Consider the following 17,145-nt stretch of genomic DNA (forward strand, 5'->3'; position numbering starts at 1 on the left):
TCCCCCTACGATGACGTGCGGTCAGCTCTGGTAACCCTCTACTTCGTCGGCGGAACGGACCCTCGCCGTGTTCGGGTCGTCGCCGAACTCGCTGAGGGCGCGACGCTGCCGCAGCAGGTCCCAGCACTGATCGAGTTGGACCTCCACCGTACGCAGGCGGGACTTCTCGTCGGCGGAGAGGCCCATTTCCCGGGTGGAGCGGTTGCGAAGGGTCCGCTCCTCAAAGATCAGCCCGCCGATGTCGTCGATGATCTCCTGCTCGTCCATGTCGTCTCCTCCGGAATTTCCGAACGCGGGTCAGAGCACGAACAGGGTCTTGCCGCGGGCGCCGCCCGTGCGGTTCCGGTCGAGCGCCTGCGGGGCCTTCTCCAGCGGGAGTTCGATGTCGATGGGCACCTTGAGGACACCCTCCAGGGCCCCCGTCGCCAGGACGTCGAGCAGCACGGGAGTCGGCTCCAGGCGGAAGTCGATACCGCTGACACCGGTGGGAAGGGCGGCCCGCCCGGCGACGCCCCGCGTGGAGACGGCCACACCCCCGGCCCGCACCAGCGCCGCATGCGCCACGAAACCGTCCGGGGCGGTGGACACCAGGTCGACGAGCGCATCGATGCCTTCCGGGCACGCCTCCCGTACCGCCGCTTCGAGCGGACGGGCCGTCGTGTCGATCGTGACCGTGGCGCCGAGCGCCCTCATCCGCCCGCGCTCGTCGCCGCGCACGGCGGCGATGACGCGCAGGTCCCGGGCGGACGCGAGCTGGGTCAGATAGCTGCCGACGCCGCCCGCCGCCCCGATGACGAGCAGACTCTCGTGGCCGCGGAGCACCGCGGTCTCCAGGAGTTGCGCCGCGGTCATCCCGGCGGACGGCAGCGCCACAGCGGTCCGGAGCGGGAGACCGTCCGGGACCAGGGTGATCGCGGAGTCCTGCGGGACGGACACGTAGTCGCAGTACGTGCCCGGGCCGGCCGGCGATCCGCTCACCCGGCCGAAGACCTCGTCGCCGACCCGGAAGCGGTTCTCGCCGCTGCCGATCATGTCCACCCGGCCCGCATAGTCCACGCCGACGACCAGCGGGAACACCGGCTCCGCAGCCCCTTCCGGGGCCTTGTCCGCGATCTGCCAGTCGCACGGGTTGAGCGCGGCGTACATGATCTTCACCCGCACCTCGCCGGCCCGGGGATCCGGCTTGGGAAGCTCGATCAGTGAAGGATCGGCCCGGAACGCGCTGACGGCTATGGCTCGCATACGGAAGACCTCTCAGTCGACCCCGACGGTCACGCAGTCCTGGACACCACTCTTGCCCGGCCCGCGCGCCGCCGCACGTCGAACCGGGTGCGGCGCCCGGCGCTCAGTCGGCGTGCACGGGCGGGCGGGCCGGATCACGCCCGTACGGTGGATCCCCGCCCCACCCACACCCGCGCGACCACCGCACACAGCGCCACCCCCAGCCCCGTACCGAGGACGATCCACACCGTCGTACGGAGCGAAGCCGTCAGCGCGTCGTACACCGCTGCCGCCGCGTCGTGGTCGCTGCCCGGCACCCCGGCCAGCACCCGGTTCCGGGCAATCGCGATCAGTGCGCGCAGCACCAGCGCACCGAGGGCGAATCCGAGCCCGACGAGCGCCGTGGACGTCAGTGCGGCGAGGGCGGCGCCCCGGCGTCCCGGGCGGCCGCGCACCGCCGCGACGGCCACGGCCGCGAGAGCGAACAGCACGGTCCCGATGGCGGGCCAGATGCTGCCGGTCCGGAGCAGACGGAAGGTGTGGCGCAGCTGGTCGGCGCGGTCGGCGGAGATCAGCGTGATCTCGGTGTGCTGGACCGGGATCCGGTCGGCGAGCGGCACCCCGTTGTCCAGCAGATTCTGTTTGACCTGCTCCGACACCGCCGCCAGATCGATGGTCACTGCCTCGCCGGTGTTCCCGTTCAGCGCGGCGGTGACCGCCTTGTGGGCGGTGCGGTTGGCGGCGTCCCAAGCGGTACGGAAGGCATCGGTGGTGGTGAACGACTGCACCGCCTCGTACAGGAAGCCCCGCACGGTGTCCTGGAGTGGCCCGGCGTCGATCTGCTTCATCGCCTCGTCGGTGATCAGACCGGCCACGATGGCCTGCACATCGGGGTCGGAGGCGAGCGGCTCCACCGCGGCGACGTACCGGTCCGTGTTGTCGATCTCCAGATCGACCCATGCGGCCAGCGCACTCAGCGGAACGAGGACGGCGAGCAGCACAACCAGTACCGTCGACAACGCCACCGAGAGAGAGGTCCGCACCCCTCAAGGGAATCCCGGACGGCAGCGGTGCGCTCCGGGCGGTACCCCATTCGAGTTGCCGGGCCCCACGGGCGGGTGTGCTCTGGAGGGAACGGGGTGACGGAAGGAGCTTCGGCCATGACGACACACGCTTCGATGCCGAGGCGGCGGCGCGCGCGGGCGCGCACCCACCGCCCCAGCACACTCGGCTGGGCCATGCCCGTCGCCCTGGGCGTGATCGGGGGCTGGTGGGCGACGTCCATCGTGCGCGGCGGCGGTGTGCTCACCGGCACGCAGCTCGCGCTCGGTCTGATCACCGGCGCCGTGCTGGCGGTGCTCTGCTACGGCCTCGGCCGGGTACAGAAGCGACTGCCGACGGGAACCAAGGCCACCGCGTACGGCGTGCTGTTCGGCGGGTCGGTCGGCTTCCTGTACAGCCTGTCCGACAAGACCGTGCTCGCGTGCGCCGTCCTGGCCCTGGTGACCGGAGCCGCAATGTGGGTGTGCGCCTTCTACGCGTTCCACGTGACGGAGGACTGACTCCGTGCCCCGTCTCTTCCTTCCTCCTTCGTCCTTGACCTTCTCCGCGGGGAAGCCCCAGCATCGGCGGGGCCGGGCGGGACCGTCCGGCACGAGGAGGTCAGCGGTGGAACGCGAGGCGCGCACGAATGACGCCGCGGATTCAAGGAGGGGCGGCCCCGAACGGGACCGCCCCTCCTTTTCGTTCGTCGAGTTCACTCGGTCAGTCGCGGACGACCGTCACCGGGCACGGCGCGTGCTGGGTGACATGGAGGCTGACCGAGCCGAGCAGGGTCGCCTTGAGGCCGCTGTATCCGCGTGCCCCGACGACCAGCAGGTTCGCGCCTTTTGCGCGGTCCAGCAGGGCCTGCGCCGGGTTGCCGATCACCACGATCTTGCTGACCGCGGCCGCGCCCTCGGCGCCGAGGGCCTCCTCCAGCGCCTCGGTGAGCGAGACGATCGCCAGGGCCTGCGGATCGAAGTCCTCCGGCATACCCGGCATCATGGACGCCCAGCTGGTCGCGGGGTACTCCCAGCTGTTGACGGCCTCCACCGAGTCACCGGTCAGCTCGGCCTGGCGTACGGCCCAGTGCAGCGCCTTGATCGACGACTCGGAGCCGTCCACGCCCACCACGATCCTGCCCATCTCTGCCTCCAGCTCGGTTCAGCTCACATCTGCGTGATACACCTCGCAGTGCATCTTTACGGGTAACTGTAATCAAACCGGACAGAAGCCCCCGGGTGGGTCCACCCCGCTCGGGCAACGGCAGGTCAGTCCAGCCGCAGGTCGGCGAGTTGCTGCTCGAACGGCACCACCTCGTCGTCGAGCCCCGGTGCCCTGGACGCCCCGGAGACCGCCCGGCCGCCCGCGATCATCCCCGCGAGTTCGCCGCCCGCGCGCCGGATCCGGGACGGCAGCCCCTCGGTGTACTCGTCACCGGACGAGCCCCAGTCCTCCGACGCGGCGTACACGGACGTCGGTACGACGGAGGCCCGCAGGTAGGCGAAGAGCGGTCGCATCGCGTGCTCCAGGACGAGCGAGTGCCGGCCGGTACCGCCGGTCGCCGCGATGAGGACGGGCTTACCGGTCAGCGCCGTGTTGTCGATCAGGTCGAAGAACGACTTGAACAGTCCGCTGTACGAGGCGGTGAAGACCGGCGACACGGCTATCAGGCCGTCCGCCGCCGTCACCGCGTCGATCGCCTCGCTCAGCGCCCGCGGCGGGAACCCCGTCACCAGGTGTTTTGCGATGTCGACGGCCAGATCGCGCAGCTCGATCACCCGGACCTCCACCGGCCGGTCCTGCTCGGCGGCCAGCCGCTCCCGGGAGGCGGCCGCCAGCCGGTCGGCCAGCAGCCGGGTCGACGACGGCTGGCTCAGCCCTGCGGACACGGCGACGATCTTCAGAGCCTCGTTCTGCATGGTGGGTCAGATCTCCTTCGTGCGGGCGGCGACGGCCGGGTGGACGGGGGCGGATTCCGGCACTCCGGCCGGCCGCATGTTGGCGAACTCCTTGCGCAGCACCGGGACGACCTCCTCGCCGAGAATGTCGAGCTGCTCCAGGACCGTCTTCAGCGGGAGTCCCGCGTGGTCCATCAGGAACAGCTGGCGCTGGTAGTCGCCGACGGCGTCACGGAACGACAGGGTCCGTTCGATGACCTCCTGCGGGGAGCCGACGGTCAGCGGCGTCTGCTGCGAGAAGTCCTCCAGGGAGGGCCCGTGCCCGTAGACCGGTGCGTTGTCGAAGTACGGGCGGAACTCCCGTACCGCGTCCTGCGAGTTCTTCCGCATGAACACCTGGCCGCCGAGGCCGACGATGGCCTGCTCGGCGGTGCCGTGCCCGTAATGCGCGTACCGCTGCCGGTAGAGGTCCACCATCTTCTTGGTGTGCTCGATGGGCCAGAAGATGTTGTTGTGGAAGAACCCGTCGCCGTAGTACGCGGCCTGCTCCGCGATCTCCGGGGAGCGGATGGAACCGTGCCAGACGAACGGCGGGACGCCGTCCAGCGGGCGCGGGGTCGCGGTGAAGGACTGCAGGGGCGTACGGAACCTGCCCTCCCAGTCGACGACGTCCTCCCGCCACAGCTTGTGCAGCAGGGCGTAGTTCTCGATGGCGAGCGGGATGCCCTGGCGGATGTCCTTGCCGAACCACGGGTAGACCGGCCCCGTGTTGCCGCGCCCCATCATCAGGTCGACCCTGCCGTCCGCGAGGTGCTGCAGCGTCGCGTAGTCCTCGGCGATCTTCACCGGGTCATTGGTGGTGATCAGCGTCGTGGACGTCGACAGGATCAGGTTCTCGGTGCGGGCGGCGATGTAGCCGAGCGTGGTCGTCGGCGAGGACGGGACGAACGGCGGGTTGTGGTGCTCGCCGGTCGCGAAGACGTCCAGGCCCACTTCCTCGGCCTTCAGGGCGATCGCGAGGGTCGCCTTGATCCGCTCGTGCTCGGTCGGCGTCCTGCCGGTGGTGGGGTCGGTGGTGACGTCTCCGACGGTGAAGATCCCGAACTCCATGGCGCCCGCCTCCGTGAGGTAATGGTTGAACTTTGAACTACTTGAGTCACACCCTACAACGGGGCACCCCTTCTGCCTATTCCGCCGCCGGATTCCGGCGGTGCGTACTCTGGACGGCGAGACAGGAAGGGAACGCGCCGGGATGAAGGAGGCAGGGCACGTGAGCGAGAGCGAGAGCTGGAAGGAGCGCGGCGTCGCGCTCCGCGTCTTCGTCTACGTCTTCGCCACGCATCTCTTCGCGGGCTTCGTCTATCTGCTGTTCTACGTGGGCGAGCACGCCCACAAGTGAGCCGCCCGCCGGGCGGAACGCCGACTGCCGCGAGGGTCCTCGCCGTGATTGCGGCAGGAACCCCCACCGCCGTGGGCTCGGGATTCGATGGTTCCCCTCGCGCCATGCGGGGCGGCGAGCTCCTCTGAGGCCGGGTGGGCGGAGCTTGACCGGGTTACACTCGGCCCATGACCTCCGTACCGTGCCGAAACTGGTGGCGCTCCACTTAGGAGCGGCCGCCTCATCTGCACGGAACCAGGGCCGTTCGACATGGACGGCCCTCTTCTCTGCCCTCGTACGGGTACGGATGCCGCTCCCGGCGGGCCGTCCTCCACGCAACCAGCACCCGCGAGGAGAGACCATGACCATCGCCGCCACACCCGTCACCACCCCCGCCCAGCGCCGCAGTGCCGAGCTGGAGCAGCAGATCCAGCAGGATCCCGGGCGGTTCCGGGTGATGACCGGGGACCGGCCCACCGGGGTGCTGCACCTCGGGCACTACTTCGGGACCCTCCACAACCGTGTCCGGCTCCAGGACCTCGGCGTGGACGTCTTCGTGATCATCGCCGACTACCAGGTGCTCACCGACCGGGACGTCGCCGACCGGCTCACCGAGCACATGGAGGGGATGCTGCTGGACTACCTGGCCATCGGTATCGACCCGGCCCGCACCACGATCTTCAACCACAGTGCCGTGCCCGCGCTGAACCAGCTGATGCTACCGTTCCTCAGCCTCGTCTCCGTTGCCGAGCTGAACCGTAATCCCACGGTCAAGGACGAGATCGCGCACTCCCGGCAGTCCGCCGTCAGCGGGCTGATGTTCACGTATCCGGTGCATCAGGCCGCCGACATCCTGTTCTGCAAGGGCAACCTCGTCCCCGTCGGGCAGGACCAGCTGCCGCACCTCGAAGTGACCCGGAGCATCGCCCGCCGCTTCAACGAGCGGTACGGGACGGTCTTCCCGGAGCCGGACGCCCTGCTCTCCGCCGCGCCCCTCCTGCTCGGCACCGACGGCGGCAAGATGAGCAAGAGCCGGGGCAACTCCATCGCGCTCGGCGCCACCGCCGACGAGACCGCCCGGCTGATCCGCGGGGCGAAGACGGACACCGACCGGCACATCACCTACGAACCGGAGACCCGTCCCGAAGTGTCGGGGCTCGTCCTCCTCGCCGCGCTCTGCCTCGGCCGCGACCCGTACGAGGTCGCCGAGGAGATCGGAGACGGCGGTGGCGCAGTGCTCAAGCGGACCGTGACGGACGCCGTCAACGAGCGGCTGGCGCCGGTGCGTGCGCGGCGGGCGGAGTACGCGCAGGACATGGCGTACGTACGGTCGGTCCTGCGGACCGGCAACGAGCGAGCCAATGCCGTCGCCGAGGCCACGCTGGCGGAGGTGCGGGGGGTGATGGGGGGCGTGCTGTAGCGGAACCCGGCCGGGTCACGGCAGCCGGTCCGGCTCGGGCCCGGGCGGACCGGCTTCGGGCCAGGCGTTCCGTGTCGACCCGTCCAGGATCAGTGCCGCGATGTTCCAGGCGTCGTCGGCGCCGCTGTGGTGGCGGCCCTCCAGGGGGAGGCCCGCGACCCGCAGGGCCTGGGCCATGCCGGGGCGTCGGTCAGCAGGTCCACCCGCGCGCGGTGCTCGTCCGACGGTCGCGCCTCGCCCCCGCACCCATACGGCGGAGGCCGGCTGCGCCGGCCTCCGCCGTATGACAGGGCGTCCACGCCCCCGCTGGAAGACATCACACCAGCAGGAGACCGCCGCACCGTTCGGCGCCGTCCTTCATCGCGATCAGATTGGCCTGTACGTAGGAGATGTTGTTCCTGGTGTGCCAGTCGGTCGGGAAGTAGGTGACCAACCGTGAACGCTGGAACCGGGCCCGGATTTCCGGTACGAAGGCGCGGTACTGCTCGTCGGTGTAGTACCAGAACGAGTTCTCGTTGTAATAGGCGACATGCGTCGGGTCCTGGTAGGCGCCCCTGCCATCGGAGCTCGGGGTCCGGGAAAGGAGCATGCCGCCCGGGGCCAACAGGCGGTACAGCTCGTTGATCAGCGGAATCTTCGCAGGCACGTGCTCCAGGAAGTCCACCGCCCGGAGCAGACCGACCGAGTCGTCAGGGAGGTCCAGTCGCCCGGGCAGCGTCGCGACGATGTCGACGCCGTCCCTCGGGTACTGGTCCACTCCCAGGTAGCCGGGTGGCTTGCGGTGCGCGGCGCCGAGGTCCAGCGCGAGGAGCCCGCGCCGCTTGGTCCAGGCGAGCGCGTTGACCTCCACATATTTGTCGTACAGGGCGACCGTCTCGCGCTGGATGTGCGCGTTGATTTCGGTATCGCGCTGGGTGTTGTGAGGGTGCTGCCGCTGCAGATACAGGCAGCGGGGAATCAGGTGGAAGTCACCCGCCTGAAAGAGACGGCACATCAAGTCCTGGTCGTCCAGCACCGTGCGCGTGGCATCGTACCCACCGACCTGCTCGTAGGCGCTCCTACGGAACGCCCGCACATGGTTGGGGGCGTACCAGATGTACGAGATGTTGTGCGGCGTCGGCGCCATGGAGACGGCCTGCAGGAGCTGACGACCGTCGACATTTACCTCCTCGTACTGCCAGCCGTGCGCCTCGTTGAACCGCGAGTCCTCCCGGCCTCCGTCCTCGGTGATCTGAGCGGTATGGCTGTAGACGAAGACGATGTCGGGATGCTCGTCGAAAGCCTCCGACAGTTCCGCCAGGCAGTCCTTCGCCAGCAGGTCGTCGTGGTCGAGTTCGACGAGGATCTCTCCGCGTGCCAGTTCGCAGGCGCGGCGCTTGGCCGCTCCGACGCCCGTGACGTCGTCCGCGATCTCTACCCGGACACGGTCGTCGGGGTGTTCGGGCCGCCAGCGCGCGCCGTTGTTGAGGAGCACGACCCACTCCCAGTCGGAGCGGGTCTGCGCCTGCAGGGTCGCGAGGCATTCGTCCAGGAAACGCGGTCGATGGCTGGGGGTGAAGACAGAGAACTTCGGGGTCGGAAGAGAAGTCATCTTTTGGTACCTGCCTGAGTGGCTGTCGGTGCTGGGCTCGTGGGATTCCGGAACTGTTCCGGGACGAGCTGTCGGAGCGAAGGGTCGGCACGGACGGCGAGGCCGAAGGCGTCCTCGGCCTCGCCGTCACGGCCCTTCTTGGTCAGGGCCTGTCCAAGGTGCAGATAGGCCGTGGCGGCCTTCGGGTTGGCGCCCACGATGTGCTGCAGGATCTCGATCGTCTGATCGGTGTCGCTCGACCCGACCAGGATTGCCTTGTTGTAGAGGGCCGATTCGAAATCCGGATCGATCTTCAGCGCCTTGTCGTAAGCCGCGCGGGCGTCGGCCGCCTTTTTGTCTTTCTGGGCGATGACGCCGAGGTTGTACCAGGCGAGTTTGTTGGCAGGATCCAGGTCCAGGACCTGTCTGAAGCTACGTGTGGCCCCAGAAAAATCCTTGTTCTCGCCCTGCTTGATGCCTGCTTGGAGCAGTCGCTCCACCTTCGGAACGAACTCGGCCGTGGGCCCCGACCCAGCCCTGGGTGTGGTCATGGAGACCGATGTGGGCAGGTGAACCCAACCGGCCACCACGTTGGCGGCGAGGACCGTTGCTGCGAGTCCGGTCCACAGTCCCATTCGCTTTTTCACGGGGCTCTACCTCACCGGTTCGGTAACACGACTGAGTCGGCCGACAGGGCCAAGTACGGGGTGGCTGTGCGGACGGCGCCCTGGGGCGTCGTCCGCACAGTTGGCCGTGAGCCCCGGCCGGCCGAGCAGGGGGCTCACGGCCCGGGGGTCACGGTGCGCAGACCACGTATCCGGTGACAGTTTGTGGAATGGCCGTGGTGACCTGCCAGCCACTGGCCGGAGAACCCCCGACAGGCCCGTCGTAGACGACGGTGCCTGTCGTCACGCCCTGGTACCCGCCGCCCATGGCGAAGGTGTTGGCGGGGCACGAGACAACGACGTTGCCTGTTGCGGTGGTAGTCGTGAGGACCTGGCTCAGCGCCCCGGAGCTCGCGCCCGGGGCGCCTTGGAAGCCCTGGTTGCCCTGGAGTCCCTGGAAGCCGGTGTCGCCCTGGAGGCCCTGGGCTCCTTGGTCTCCGGTGATGCCCTGGAAGCCCTGGAGACCGGTGTCGCCCTGGAAGCCCTGGTTGCCCTGGATGCCCTGGAGGCCGGTGTCGCCTTGGAAGCCCTGGTTGCCTTGGAAGCCTTGGTTGCCCTGGAAGCCTTGGAAGCCTTGGTTGCCTTGGTTGCCCTGGAGGCCGGTGTCGCCCTGGAAGCCCTGGTTGCCCTGGATGCCCTGGATGCCCTGGAGGCCGGTGTCGCCTTGGAAGCCCTGGTTGCCTTGGTTGCCTTGGTTGCCCTGGAGGCCGGTGTCGCCTTGGAAGCCCTGGTTGCCTTGGTTGCCTTGGTTGCCCTGGAGGCCGGTGTCGCCCTGGAAGCCCTGGTTGCCCTGGATGCCCTGGAGGCCGGTGTCGCCCTGGAAACCTTGGTTGCCCTGGATGCCCTGGAGGCCGGTGTCGCCCTGGAAGCCTTGGTTGCCCTGGATGCCCTGGAGGCCGGTGTCGCCTTGGAAGCCTTGGTTGCCTTGGTTGCCCTGGAGGCCGGTGTCGCCCTGGAAGCCTTGGTTGCCTTGGTTGCCCTGGAGGCCGGTGTCGCCCTGGAAACCTTGGTTGCCCTGGATGCCCTGGAGGCCGGTGTCGCCTTGGAAGCCCTGGTTGCCCTGGATGCCCTGGAGACCGGTGTCGCCTTGGAAGCCCTGGTTGCCCTGGATGCCCTGGAGGCCGGTGTCGCCTTGGAAGCCCTGGTTGCCTTGGTTGCCTTGGTTGCCCTGGAGGCCGGTGTCGCCCTGGAAACCTTGGTTGCCCTGGATGCCCTGGAGGCCGGTGTCGCCTTGGAAGCCCTGGTTGCCTTGGTTGCCCTGGAGGCCGGTGTCGCCCTGGAAACCTTGGTTGCCCTGGAGGCCGGTGTCGCCTTGGAAGCCCTGGTTGCCTTGGTTGCCTTGGTTGCCCTGGAGGCCGGTGTCGCCCTGGAAACCCTGGTTGCCTTGGTTGCCCTGGAGGCCGGTGTCGCCTTGGAAGCCTTGGTTGCCTTGGTTGCCCTGGAGGCCGGTGTCGCCTTGGAAGCCTTGGTTGCCTTGGTTGCCCTGGAGGCCGGTGTCGCCCTGGAAACCTTGGTTGCCCTGGATGCCCTGGAGGCCGGTGTCGCCTTGGAAGCCCTGGTTGCCCTGGATGCCCTGGAGACCGGTGTCGCCTTGGAAGCCCTGGTTGCCCTGGATGCCCTGGAGACCGGTGTCGCCTTGGAAGCCCTGGTTGCCCTGGATGCCCTGGAGACCGGTGTCGCCTTGGAAGCCCTGGTTGCCTTGGTTGCCTTGGTTGCCCTGGAGACCGGTGTCGCCCTGGAAACCTTGGTTGCCCTGGTTGCCCTGGAGACCGGTGTCGCCTTGGAAGCCCTGGTTGCCTTGGTTGCCCTGGAGACCGGTGTCGCCCTGGTTGCCTTGGTTGCCCTGGAGGCCGGTGTCGCCTTGGAAGCCTTGGTTGCCTTGGTTGCCCTGGAGGCCGGTGTCGCCCTGGAAACCTTGGTTGCCCTGGAGGCCGGTGTCGCCCTGGAAACCTTGGTTGCCTTGGTTGCCCTGGAGGCCGGTGTCGCCCTGGAAGCCCTGGTTGCCCTGGATGCCCTGGAGACCGGTGTCGCCTTGGAAGCCTTGGTTGCCTTGGTTGCCCTGGAGGCCGGTGTCGCCTTGGAAGCCTTGGTTGCCTTGGTTGCCCTGGAGGCCGGTGTCGCCCTGGAAACCTTGGTTGCCCTGGTTGCCCTGGAGGCCGGTGTCGCCCTGGAAGCCTTGGTTGCCCTGGATGCCCTGGAGACCGGTGTCGCCCTGGAAGCCCTGGTTGCCCTGGATGCCCTGGAGACCGGTGTCGCCTTGGAAGCCTTGGTTGCCTTGGTTGCCCTGGAGGCCGGTGTCGCCCTGGAAGCCTTGGTTGCCTTGGTTGCCCTGGAGACCGGTGTCGCCTTGGAAGCCTTGGTTGCCTTGGTTGCCCTGGAGGCCGGTGTCGCCTTGGAAGCCCTGGTTGCCTTGGTTGCCCTGGAGGCCGGTGTCGCCTTGGAAGCCCTGGTTGCCCTGGTTGCCCTGGAGACCGGTGTCGCCTTGGAAGCCTTGGTTGCCCTGGTTGCCCTGGAGGCCGGTGTCGCCCTGGAAACCTTGGTTGCCTTGGTTGCCCTGGAGGCCGGTGTCGCCTTGGAAGCCTTGGTTGCCCTGGATGCCCTGGAGACCGGTGTCGCCTTGGAAGCCCTGGTTGCCTTGGTTGCCTTGGTTGCCCTGGAGGCCGGTGTCGCCCTGGAAACCTTGGTTGCCCTGGATGCCCTGGAGACCCTGGTCGCCTTGGAAGCCCTGGTTGCCCTGGATGCCCTGGAGACCCTGGTCGCCTTGGAAGCCCTGGTTGCCCTGGATGCCCTGGAGACCCTGGTCGCCTTGGAAGCCCTGGATGCCCTGGAGACCCTGGTCGCCCTGGAAGCCTTGGTTGCCCTGGGGTCCTGTGGCTCCGGTGGCGCCTTGGAAGCCCTGGTCGCCTTGGAAGCCCTGGTCGCCTTGGTTGCCCTGGGGTCCTGTGGCTCCGGTGGCTCCTGTGGCTCCGGTGGCGCCCTGGGGGCCTCGTCTGCCTGGGTGTCCGTGCGAGTCGCCCGGGTGTCCCTGCGGACCCCGTGCGCCCGTGTCGCCCGGGCGTCCTTGCGGGCCCCGGGCGCCCGGGCGTCCCTGCGGGCCTCGGTTCCTGTGAGGGTTGCCGTTGTCCCGCCAACCCCAATCGTCGTCATCGTCGCGATTGGCCGTCGACAACGTACGGGAACCCTGATCGGCGCTCACGGCGCCATTCGGGCCTGGCGCCCCAAGTGCGTAATCGACTGCGGGCTTTTCGATCACGTCGGCCATGGCGGCCGTCGACGAAGCTACGTTGACGATCAGGCCAAGTGTCCCCGCTGCGGAAAGCATGGTGACGGTTTGGACCCAAGATCTGCGAAGCGACTGACGTTTCACACCGGAACCTTCCTGCAGAGCTGAAAGCGAATACGCAGGCATGCGCACATTCTTGGGCGCGCACAGGTATGTCGCGTTGGCTTGTTGGATGGTTTGAGTATGCATCCACCGTGTTGTGTGCCATGCCAACTCGCCGTGCATTGATCCACTTTCACCGTACCGGCTAAGAAATCGGAAATGTGGGCCCTGGTCGGAGACGGTCGCGAATTCGCTGTGCCTCTTCGATGGGAGGGCGAACTCGCGTGTGGGGGGCGAAGGTTGGTGCGCTATCTGGATAGAATGTTCTGACGGTCGGATGAATTGACCTCGTCAGGAATGCCGAGAATGGTCAACTGCCGACGCGGGGCAGGAGGCGCGGATGGGCCGTCCAGTCGAAGGTCCGCCGGCCGCCATTGTCGAAAGGCTTTGGAACCGGAGCTGGTTATCGGATGTGGTGGCGATCGGAATTCTGCTGACTCCTGACCGCCGTAGTCTGGAAAGCGGATGGAGAATCATATTTTGACAACATTGCCTATTCGACTGTCGAGGAAGACCTCGCGCCGATGGTTCGGCATCCGGGCACACCTTTGTCTGCGGCGACATTTCTATGAGGATTGTTCCGGGCAGCACTGTGTTGACACATACTCCGTGCGGCCCGAGTTCGTGGGCGAGGCCCCGGCTCAGACCCAGGACCGTCCACCCCGGTCCGAGACGAGCTTGCCGCCCCGCTCACGTCGGAGGCCGGCGTGATCTGATGCCGGGCCCGTCGGCCGCGCTTTCGTTGCGTCACTCGGTTCGCTTCGCCACGCAACGCGGCGAACCTCACGATTCACGCGTCAGGCATCAGGCATCGGGCCGGCGTCCCGGGCGGCCAGTGCCGCCTGGACGCGATTTCCGACTTCCAGTGTCGTCAGGATGCGACTGACATGGGCTTTCACCGTACTCTCGCTCATCCGCAGCCCCCCGGCGATCTCCGAGTTGGTCGCCCCCTCCGCGAGCAATGCCAGGACATCGCGCTCGCGTGGTGTCAGCCGGCCCACCCGTCCGCGCACAGCTGAGGCCCCGGGCCGGGCGCCGCGATGGTAGCGGTCGATCAGCCGACGTGCGGCGGACGGATGCAGCATCGCCGAACCGGCGGCCACGACATGTACGGCCCGCAGGATCTCCGCAGGGTCCGAGTCCTTGAGCAGAAACCCGTCGGCGCCCGCTGCCAATGCCTCGTACACGTACTCGTCCAGGTCGAAGGTGGTCAGAGTGATGATGCGAGGGGCATGCGGCAGTGCCCGCAGTCGCGCGATGGCCGCGATGCCGTCCAGCCTCGGCATCCGCACATCCATCAGGGCGACGTCCACCCGATGGGCGGCAGCCTCCTCCACGGCCTGGAGGCCGTCCGACGCCTGGGCGACGACCTCGATGCCGGCGTCGGTCGCCAGTAGGTCGGTCAGGGCCAATCGGACCAACGCGTCGTCGTCCACCACCATCGTGCTGATGATCCGAGCCTCGCTCATGTCTGCCCGATCCGATTCACGGACCGCTTCCCGATCCTCTTCACCACACCCTCGCACATGGCCTTGGCCACACCTTTGCCGACGGTTCTGCCCGCTCGTCCGCCGACAGCTCCGGCCGTGCGGGTCGCGCCGTTCTCCTCGAAGGCTGTTCGGGTCGGCTGACCGTCCGGAGCACTCATGGGTAGACGGGCCGCGAGCCGCCATCCCCCATCCGGCTCCGGACCGTGGGCGAGAGAGCCGTGCAGCCCGGCCACCCGTTCGGCGAGCCCGATCAGGCCGAAGCCCCGGCCGACGCCTCCATCGGCGCGTGAAGCGGTCACTGCGGGCGGCGAGTTGACCAACTCCACCTCCGTGGCCGGTGCGCCGTAGTGCACCCGCAGTCGCACCGCCGTGCCCGGTGCGTGTTTACGGGCGTTGGTGAGACCTTCCTGAACGAGCCGGTGCACCGCGAGGAGGTGAGTCGCGGGTGCGGCACCGGGTTCCCCCGTCAGTTCGGCCGCGACATCCTGACCGATGGTCCTTACCTCGTCGAGCAGTTCGGACAGGTTCCGTAACGCCGGAGCAGGCACCTTTCTCTGCACGGGACCCCTCCCGTCCTCCCGCGCCGCGTCGTCCTCCGCACGCAAGGCGCCCAGCACGTCCCGCAGATCGGCCAACGCCTGGGACGAGGTGGCGCGCAACAGTGCGATCCGCTCACCGACCTGCGGCGGCAGCGATTCCGCACGCAGTGCGAGTACCCCGGTGTGCAGCGCCAACAGGCTCAGCCGATGGGCCAGCACATCGTGCATCTCGGCCGCGATCCGGGCCCGCTCCGCCAACCTGGCCTGCTCGGCACGGAGTTCGACCTGCTCGCTCAGCGAATCGATGAGCCGCCGACGGCTGTGCCACCACAACCCGGCCGTCAACGCCAGCGCGAACAGCAGCCCGGCGCCGTACGTCGGCGTCACGCCTCCGCTGAGCGGCGGCGCGCACACCCAGGGCAGCGCACCGGCGAGCACACCCGCCGCGAAGCAGGTCAGGCGCACTCCTCTCTCTTCCGGTCACGCCTCGGACAACGCACCTCGTGAAAGTGCGCGACTAACGCGGTGCCACTGCCCGTCGTCTGCGGAGCAGTTCCGCAAGCCCGCGCCGGGTCGCCGCGATCACCACGCGGTCCTCGGCGCGCAGCACGTACCCCGGGTGCAGGTTCCAGATCAGGCCCGACGGGCGGTCCGGGGAGGCGGGTGCGACGGTCGTCAGGCCGGGGTGGCGGTCCTCGCGCGGGGTCGCGTCCAGGGCCAGCACCCTCCATGCCCCTGCCCGGAACGCCTGCTCGACCGTCCGGTCCTCCAGCTGCGGGTGGCCCGCCACCTCGATCGCGGCGAACAGCATCACCTTCCGCTCGACCGGGATCGCGCCCAGGATCTGCCGTCCCATCATCGCGACGGCGAAGGACGGGGCGGCCAGATGGGAGACGGACCGGGAGCGGGTCAGGGCCTGCGGGTGGGCGGTGCGCAGGGTGCGGTAGACGGCGGTGGCGAACTCGTCGTCGAAGAGGCGCAGTGCCACCCGCAGATCGGGCTTGACCGAGCGGGCGTAGAGCGCCGCCTCCAGGTTGGTGGTGTCGATGCTGGTCAGGGCGAGAAGGGCGCGGGACCGCTGGATCTTCGCGGCTTCCAGGACGCCCTCCTGGGTGACATCCCCGAGGACGACGGGTACGTGCAGCCGCCGGGCCACCGGGATGCCGCGCGCGTCCGGGTCGTCCTCCACGCACACCACGGGGATGTCGAGCTCGCGGAGCCGGACCAGCACCCTCGTACCGATCTTGCCGAGCCCCAGCAGCACCACATGGCCGGCGATTCCGCGCGGCGGGCGGCGCAGGGACGACGCCGTACGCAGCGAGCCGAATGCTTCGAGGACGCCCGCCACCAGCAGCGGCAGCAGCATCAGGCCGGCGATTCCGGAGAGCAGTTGGATGATCTGCCGCGCGGTGGGGTCGCCGATCGCCGGGTCACCCATCCCGAAGAGGTCGAGCAGGGTCAGGTACGCGGCGTGCAGCGGGTGGTCGCCCGTGGTGAGGGTGGAGGCCACAGCGAGGGCCAGGACCGCCGAGCCGACCCCCAGCGCCGACCAGCGCAGACGGCGCGAGAAGATCTGGCTCAGCGGGGCGCTGCGGCCCCCCATGCGCAGCTTCGGACCGTCCGGTGCGGCGTCGCGGATGGCTTCCAGGACCACCGTGCCGCGCCCGGTCGCCGCGGCCACCTGATTGTGATCGGGCAGGAGTTGGGGTCCTTCGGCGCCGCTGCTGTCGGATCCTTCGGCGCCCGCCGGGTCGTGGGTGGTGGAGGAGAGCAGGGCGAGCGTGCAGAGTCCGGGGTCGGCGACCTCGCCCTGCCGGGGCGGGGTGCGTTCGACGGCCCGCAGGAGCAGGCCCTCCGCCTGGACGACCTTGCTGGAACCGGTGAGCGCGGTCGCGGCGAGTGCGGGTGCGGCGGTGTCGGCGTCGGAGAGGACGGTGGTGGACGCGTCCAGCGCCGTCGGGTCGAGTCCGGGGACGGCGACCGCGGCGGCCTGGTCGAGAAGGGTCTCCAGGTACTGCCCGAGCTTGCGGTTGTAGAGCCGGATGACCAGCCGGACGCGGGGGTTGAGGCGACGGGCGGTCAGCGCGGCGCGGATGTTGCGCTCGTCGTCGTCGTAGACGAGTGCGAGCGCGGCGGCGGTGTCCACGCCCGCTTCCTCGAAGGCCTCGTCGGACGGCTCCGCAGCCTCCAGGATGCGGACCGCCTCGACGCCGGCGTTCGTGTCGTTGTCGGAGCTTCCGGGGCTGCCGGTGGTCCCGTTGCCACCGGTGCCCAGGTTGCGGCTCATCGCCGCCGACATCCGGCCGAACAGCGTTGCCGCACGGCCGCGCTGGGTCAGCGGCAGCTCAGGTCGGCGCGGATCGCGCCCCGGCGGGAGAAGGAGTGTGACCCGCTCCCCGTAGACGTACCGCAGCTCCACCGCCAGCCGCCGGGCGAGTGCGTCGTCGCCGCAGATGACCATGTGGCCGCTGAAGGGGGAGCGTTGGGGCTGCTGGGGAAGTGTGGACACGAATCCCAGCATGCCTTGCGCACCTC

16 protein-coding genes are annotated in these 17,145 nt (G+C 68.9%); 4 read left to right on the top strand and 12 right to left on the bottom strand.

Annotated elements, in window-relative coordinates:
* Positions 1-21 precede the first annotated feature (21 nt).
* From OH809_RS22030 to OH809_RS22040, 3 genes are all read right to left on the bottom strand, one after another.
* Positions 22-267 (bottom strand): DUF2630 family protein, encoded by a 246-nt coding sequence (locus tag OH809_RS22030; RefSeq protein WP_406420760.1) that lies wholly within the window; start codon positions 265-267, stop codon positions 22-24.
* A 30-nt stretch (positions 268-297) separates the two neighbouring features.
* Complete coding sequence (locus OH809_RS22035) at positions 298-1,242, bottom strand: NADP-dependent oxidoreductase (protein ID WP_406420759.1); 945 nt, start codon at positions 1,240-1,242, stop codon at positions 298-300.
* Between the two features lie 134 nt (positions 1,243-1,376).
* Positions 1,377-2,264, bottom strand: a complete 888-nt coding sequence (locus tag OH809_RS22040) for a hypothetical protein (protein ID WP_406420758.1) — start codon at positions 2,262-2,264, stop codon at positions 1,377-1,379.
* A 117-nt stretch (positions 2,265-2,381) separates the two neighbouring features.
* Between OH809_RS22040 and OH809_RS22045 the strand changes: the two genes are divergently transcribed.
* Positions 2,382-2,783, top strand: coding sequence for a hypothetical protein (locus OH809_RS22045; protein ID WP_406420757.1), 402 nt, complete (start codon positions 2,382-2,384; stop codon positions 2,781-2,783).
* 202 nt (positions 2,784-2,985) lie between these two features.
* Here the strand turns inward: OH809_RS22045 and OH809_RS22050 are convergent, their stop codons facing one another.
* The 3 genes from OH809_RS22050 to OH809_RS22060 form a co-directional block, all read right to left on the bottom strand.
* Positions 2,986-3,408, bottom strand: coding sequence for a universal stress protein (locus tag OH809_RS22050; RefSeq protein ID WP_406420756.1), 423 nt, complete (start codon positions 3,406-3,408; stop codon positions 2,986-2,988).
* A gap of 125 nt (positions 3,409-3,533) precedes the next feature.
* Positions 3,534-4,184, bottom strand: coding sequence for an FMN reductase (locus OH809_RS22055; protein ID WP_406420755.1), 651 nt, complete (start codon positions 4,182-4,184; stop codon positions 3,534-3,536).
* A gap of 6 nt (positions 4,185-4,190) precedes the next feature.
* Positions 4,191-5,273, bottom strand: a complete 1,083-nt coding sequence (locus tag OH809_RS22060) for an LLM class flavin-dependent oxidoreductase (protein ID WP_037701859.1) — start codon at positions 5,271-5,273, stop codon at positions 4,191-4,193.
* A gap of 160 nt (positions 5,274-5,433) precedes the next feature.
* Here OH809_RS22060 and OH809_RS22065 point away from each other — a divergent pair, with 160 nt between their 5' ends.
* On the top strand, positions 5,434-5,562 hold the full coding sequence (locus tag OH809_RS22065; RefSeq protein WP_234432866.1) for a DUF6126 family protein: 129 nt from the start codon (positions 5,434-5,436) through the stop codon (positions 5,560-5,562).
* Positions 5,563-5,902: 340 nt separating this feature from the next.
* The gene (trpS, locus tag OH809_RS22070; RefSeq protein WP_406515476.1) at positions 5,903-6,961 is read left to right on the top strand and encodes a tryptophan--tRNA ligase; all 1,059 of its coding nucleotides are present in this window, start codon (positions 5,903-5,905) and stop codon (positions 6,959-6,961) included.
* Positions 6,962-6,976: 15 nt separating this feature from the next.
* On the opposite strand, the gene OH809_RS22075 is transcribed toward trpS, so the two are convergent.
* The 3 genes from OH809_RS22075 to OH809_RS22085 form a co-directional block, all read right to left on the bottom strand.
* Complete coding sequence (locus tag OH809_RS22075) at positions 6,977-7,138, bottom strand: hypothetical protein (RefSeq protein ID WP_406515477.1); 162 nt, start codon at positions 7,136-7,138, stop codon at positions 6,977-6,979.
* A gap of 139 nt (positions 7,139-7,277) precedes the next feature.
* The gene (locus OH809_RS22080) at positions 7,278-8,552 is read right to left on the bottom strand and encodes a glycosyltransferase (protein WP_406420753.1); all 1,275 of its coding nucleotides are present in this window, start codon (positions 8,550-8,552) and stop codon (positions 7,278-7,280) included.
* Positions 8,549-9,031, bottom strand: coding sequence for a tetratricopeptide repeat protein (locus tag OH809_RS22085; protein WP_406420752.1), 483 nt, complete (start codon positions 9,029-9,031; stop codon positions 8,549-8,551). Before OH809_RS22085 ends, OH809_RS22080 begins: the two co-directional genes overlap by 4 nt.
* 532 nt (positions 9,032-9,563) lie before the next feature.
* Between OH809_RS22085 and OH809_RS22090 the strand changes: the two genes are divergently transcribed.
* A complete protein-coding gene (locus OH809_RS22090; RefSeq protein WP_406515478.1) occupies positions 9,564-12,587 on the top strand; it encodes a hypothetical protein in 3,024 nt (1,007 codons plus the stop codon).
* Positions 12,588-13,378: 791 nt separating this feature from the next.
* On the opposite strand, the gene OH809_RS22095 is transcribed toward OH809_RS22090, so the two are convergent.
* Genes OH809_RS22095 through OH809_RS22105 form a run of 3 tightly spaced genes read right to left on the bottom strand, consistent with a single transcriptional unit; the run spans position 13,379 to position 17,131 of the window.
* Complete coding sequence (locus OH809_RS22095; RefSeq protein ID WP_406516271.1) at positions 13,379-14,035, bottom strand: response regulator; 657 nt, start codon at positions 14,033-14,035, stop codon at positions 13,379-13,381.
* Between the two features lie 11 nt (positions 14,036-14,046).
* Positions 14,047-15,075, bottom strand: a complete 1,029-nt coding sequence (locus tag OH809_RS22100; RefSeq protein WP_406515479.1) for a sensor histidine kinase — start codon at positions 15,073-15,075, stop codon at positions 14,047-14,049.
* Positions 15,076-15,127: 52 nt separating this feature from the next.
* Positions 15,128-17,131 carry an NAD-binding protein gene (locus tag OH809_RS22105; protein ID WP_406420749.1) on the bottom strand — a complete coding sequence of 668 codons (2,004 nt, stop codon included), beginning with the start codon at positions 17,129-17,131 and terminating at the stop codon, positions 15,128-15,130.
* Positions 17,132-17,145 lie beyond the last annotated feature (14 nt).

It is taken from the genome of Streptomyces sp. NBC_00873 (genome assembly GCF_045207415.1).
Classification (GTDB): Bacteria; Actinomycetota; Actinomycetes; order Streptomycetales; family Streptomycetaceae; genus Streptomyces.

Coding starts and splice junctions, on each gene's coding strand:
- OH809_RS22055 (WP_406420755.1), bottom strand. CDS start 4,184: ATGCAGAACGAGGCTCTGAAGATCGTCGCCGTGTCCGCAGGGCTGAGC.
- OH809_RS22030 (WP_406420760.1), bottom strand. CDS start 267: ATGGACGAGCAGGAGATCATCGACGACATCGGCGGGCTGATCTTTGAG.
- OH809_RS22045 (WP_406420757.1), top strand. CDS start 2,382: ATGACGACACACGCTTCGATGCCGAGGCGGCGGCGCGCGCGGGCGCGC.
- OH809_RS22105 (WP_406420749.1), bottom strand. CDS start 17,131: ATGCTGGGATTCGTGTCCACACTTCCCCAGCAGCCCCAACGCTCCCCC.
- OH809_RS22035 (WP_406420759.1), bottom strand. CDS start 1,242: ATGCGAGCCATAGCCGTCAGCGCGTTCCGGGCCGATCCTTCACTGATC.
- trpS (WP_406515476.1), top strand. CDS start 5,903: ATGACCATCGCCGCCACACCCGTCACCACCCCCGCCCAGCGCCGCAGT.
- OH809_RS22050 (WP_406420756.1), bottom strand. CDS start 3,408: ATGGGCAGGATCGTGGTGGGCGTGGACGGCTCCGAGTCGTCGATCAAG.
- OH809_RS22075 (WP_406515477.1), bottom strand. CDS start 7,138: ATGGCCCAGGCCCTGCGGGTCGCGGGCCTCCCCCTGGAGGGCCGCCAC.
- OH809_RS22060 (WP_037701859.1), bottom strand. CDS start 5,273: ATGGAGTTCGGGATCTTCACCGTCGGAGACGTCACCACCGACCCCACC.
- OH809_RS22080 (WP_406420753.1), bottom strand. CDS start 8,552: ATGACTTCTCTTCCGACCCCGAAGTTCTCTGTCTTCACCCCCAGCCAT.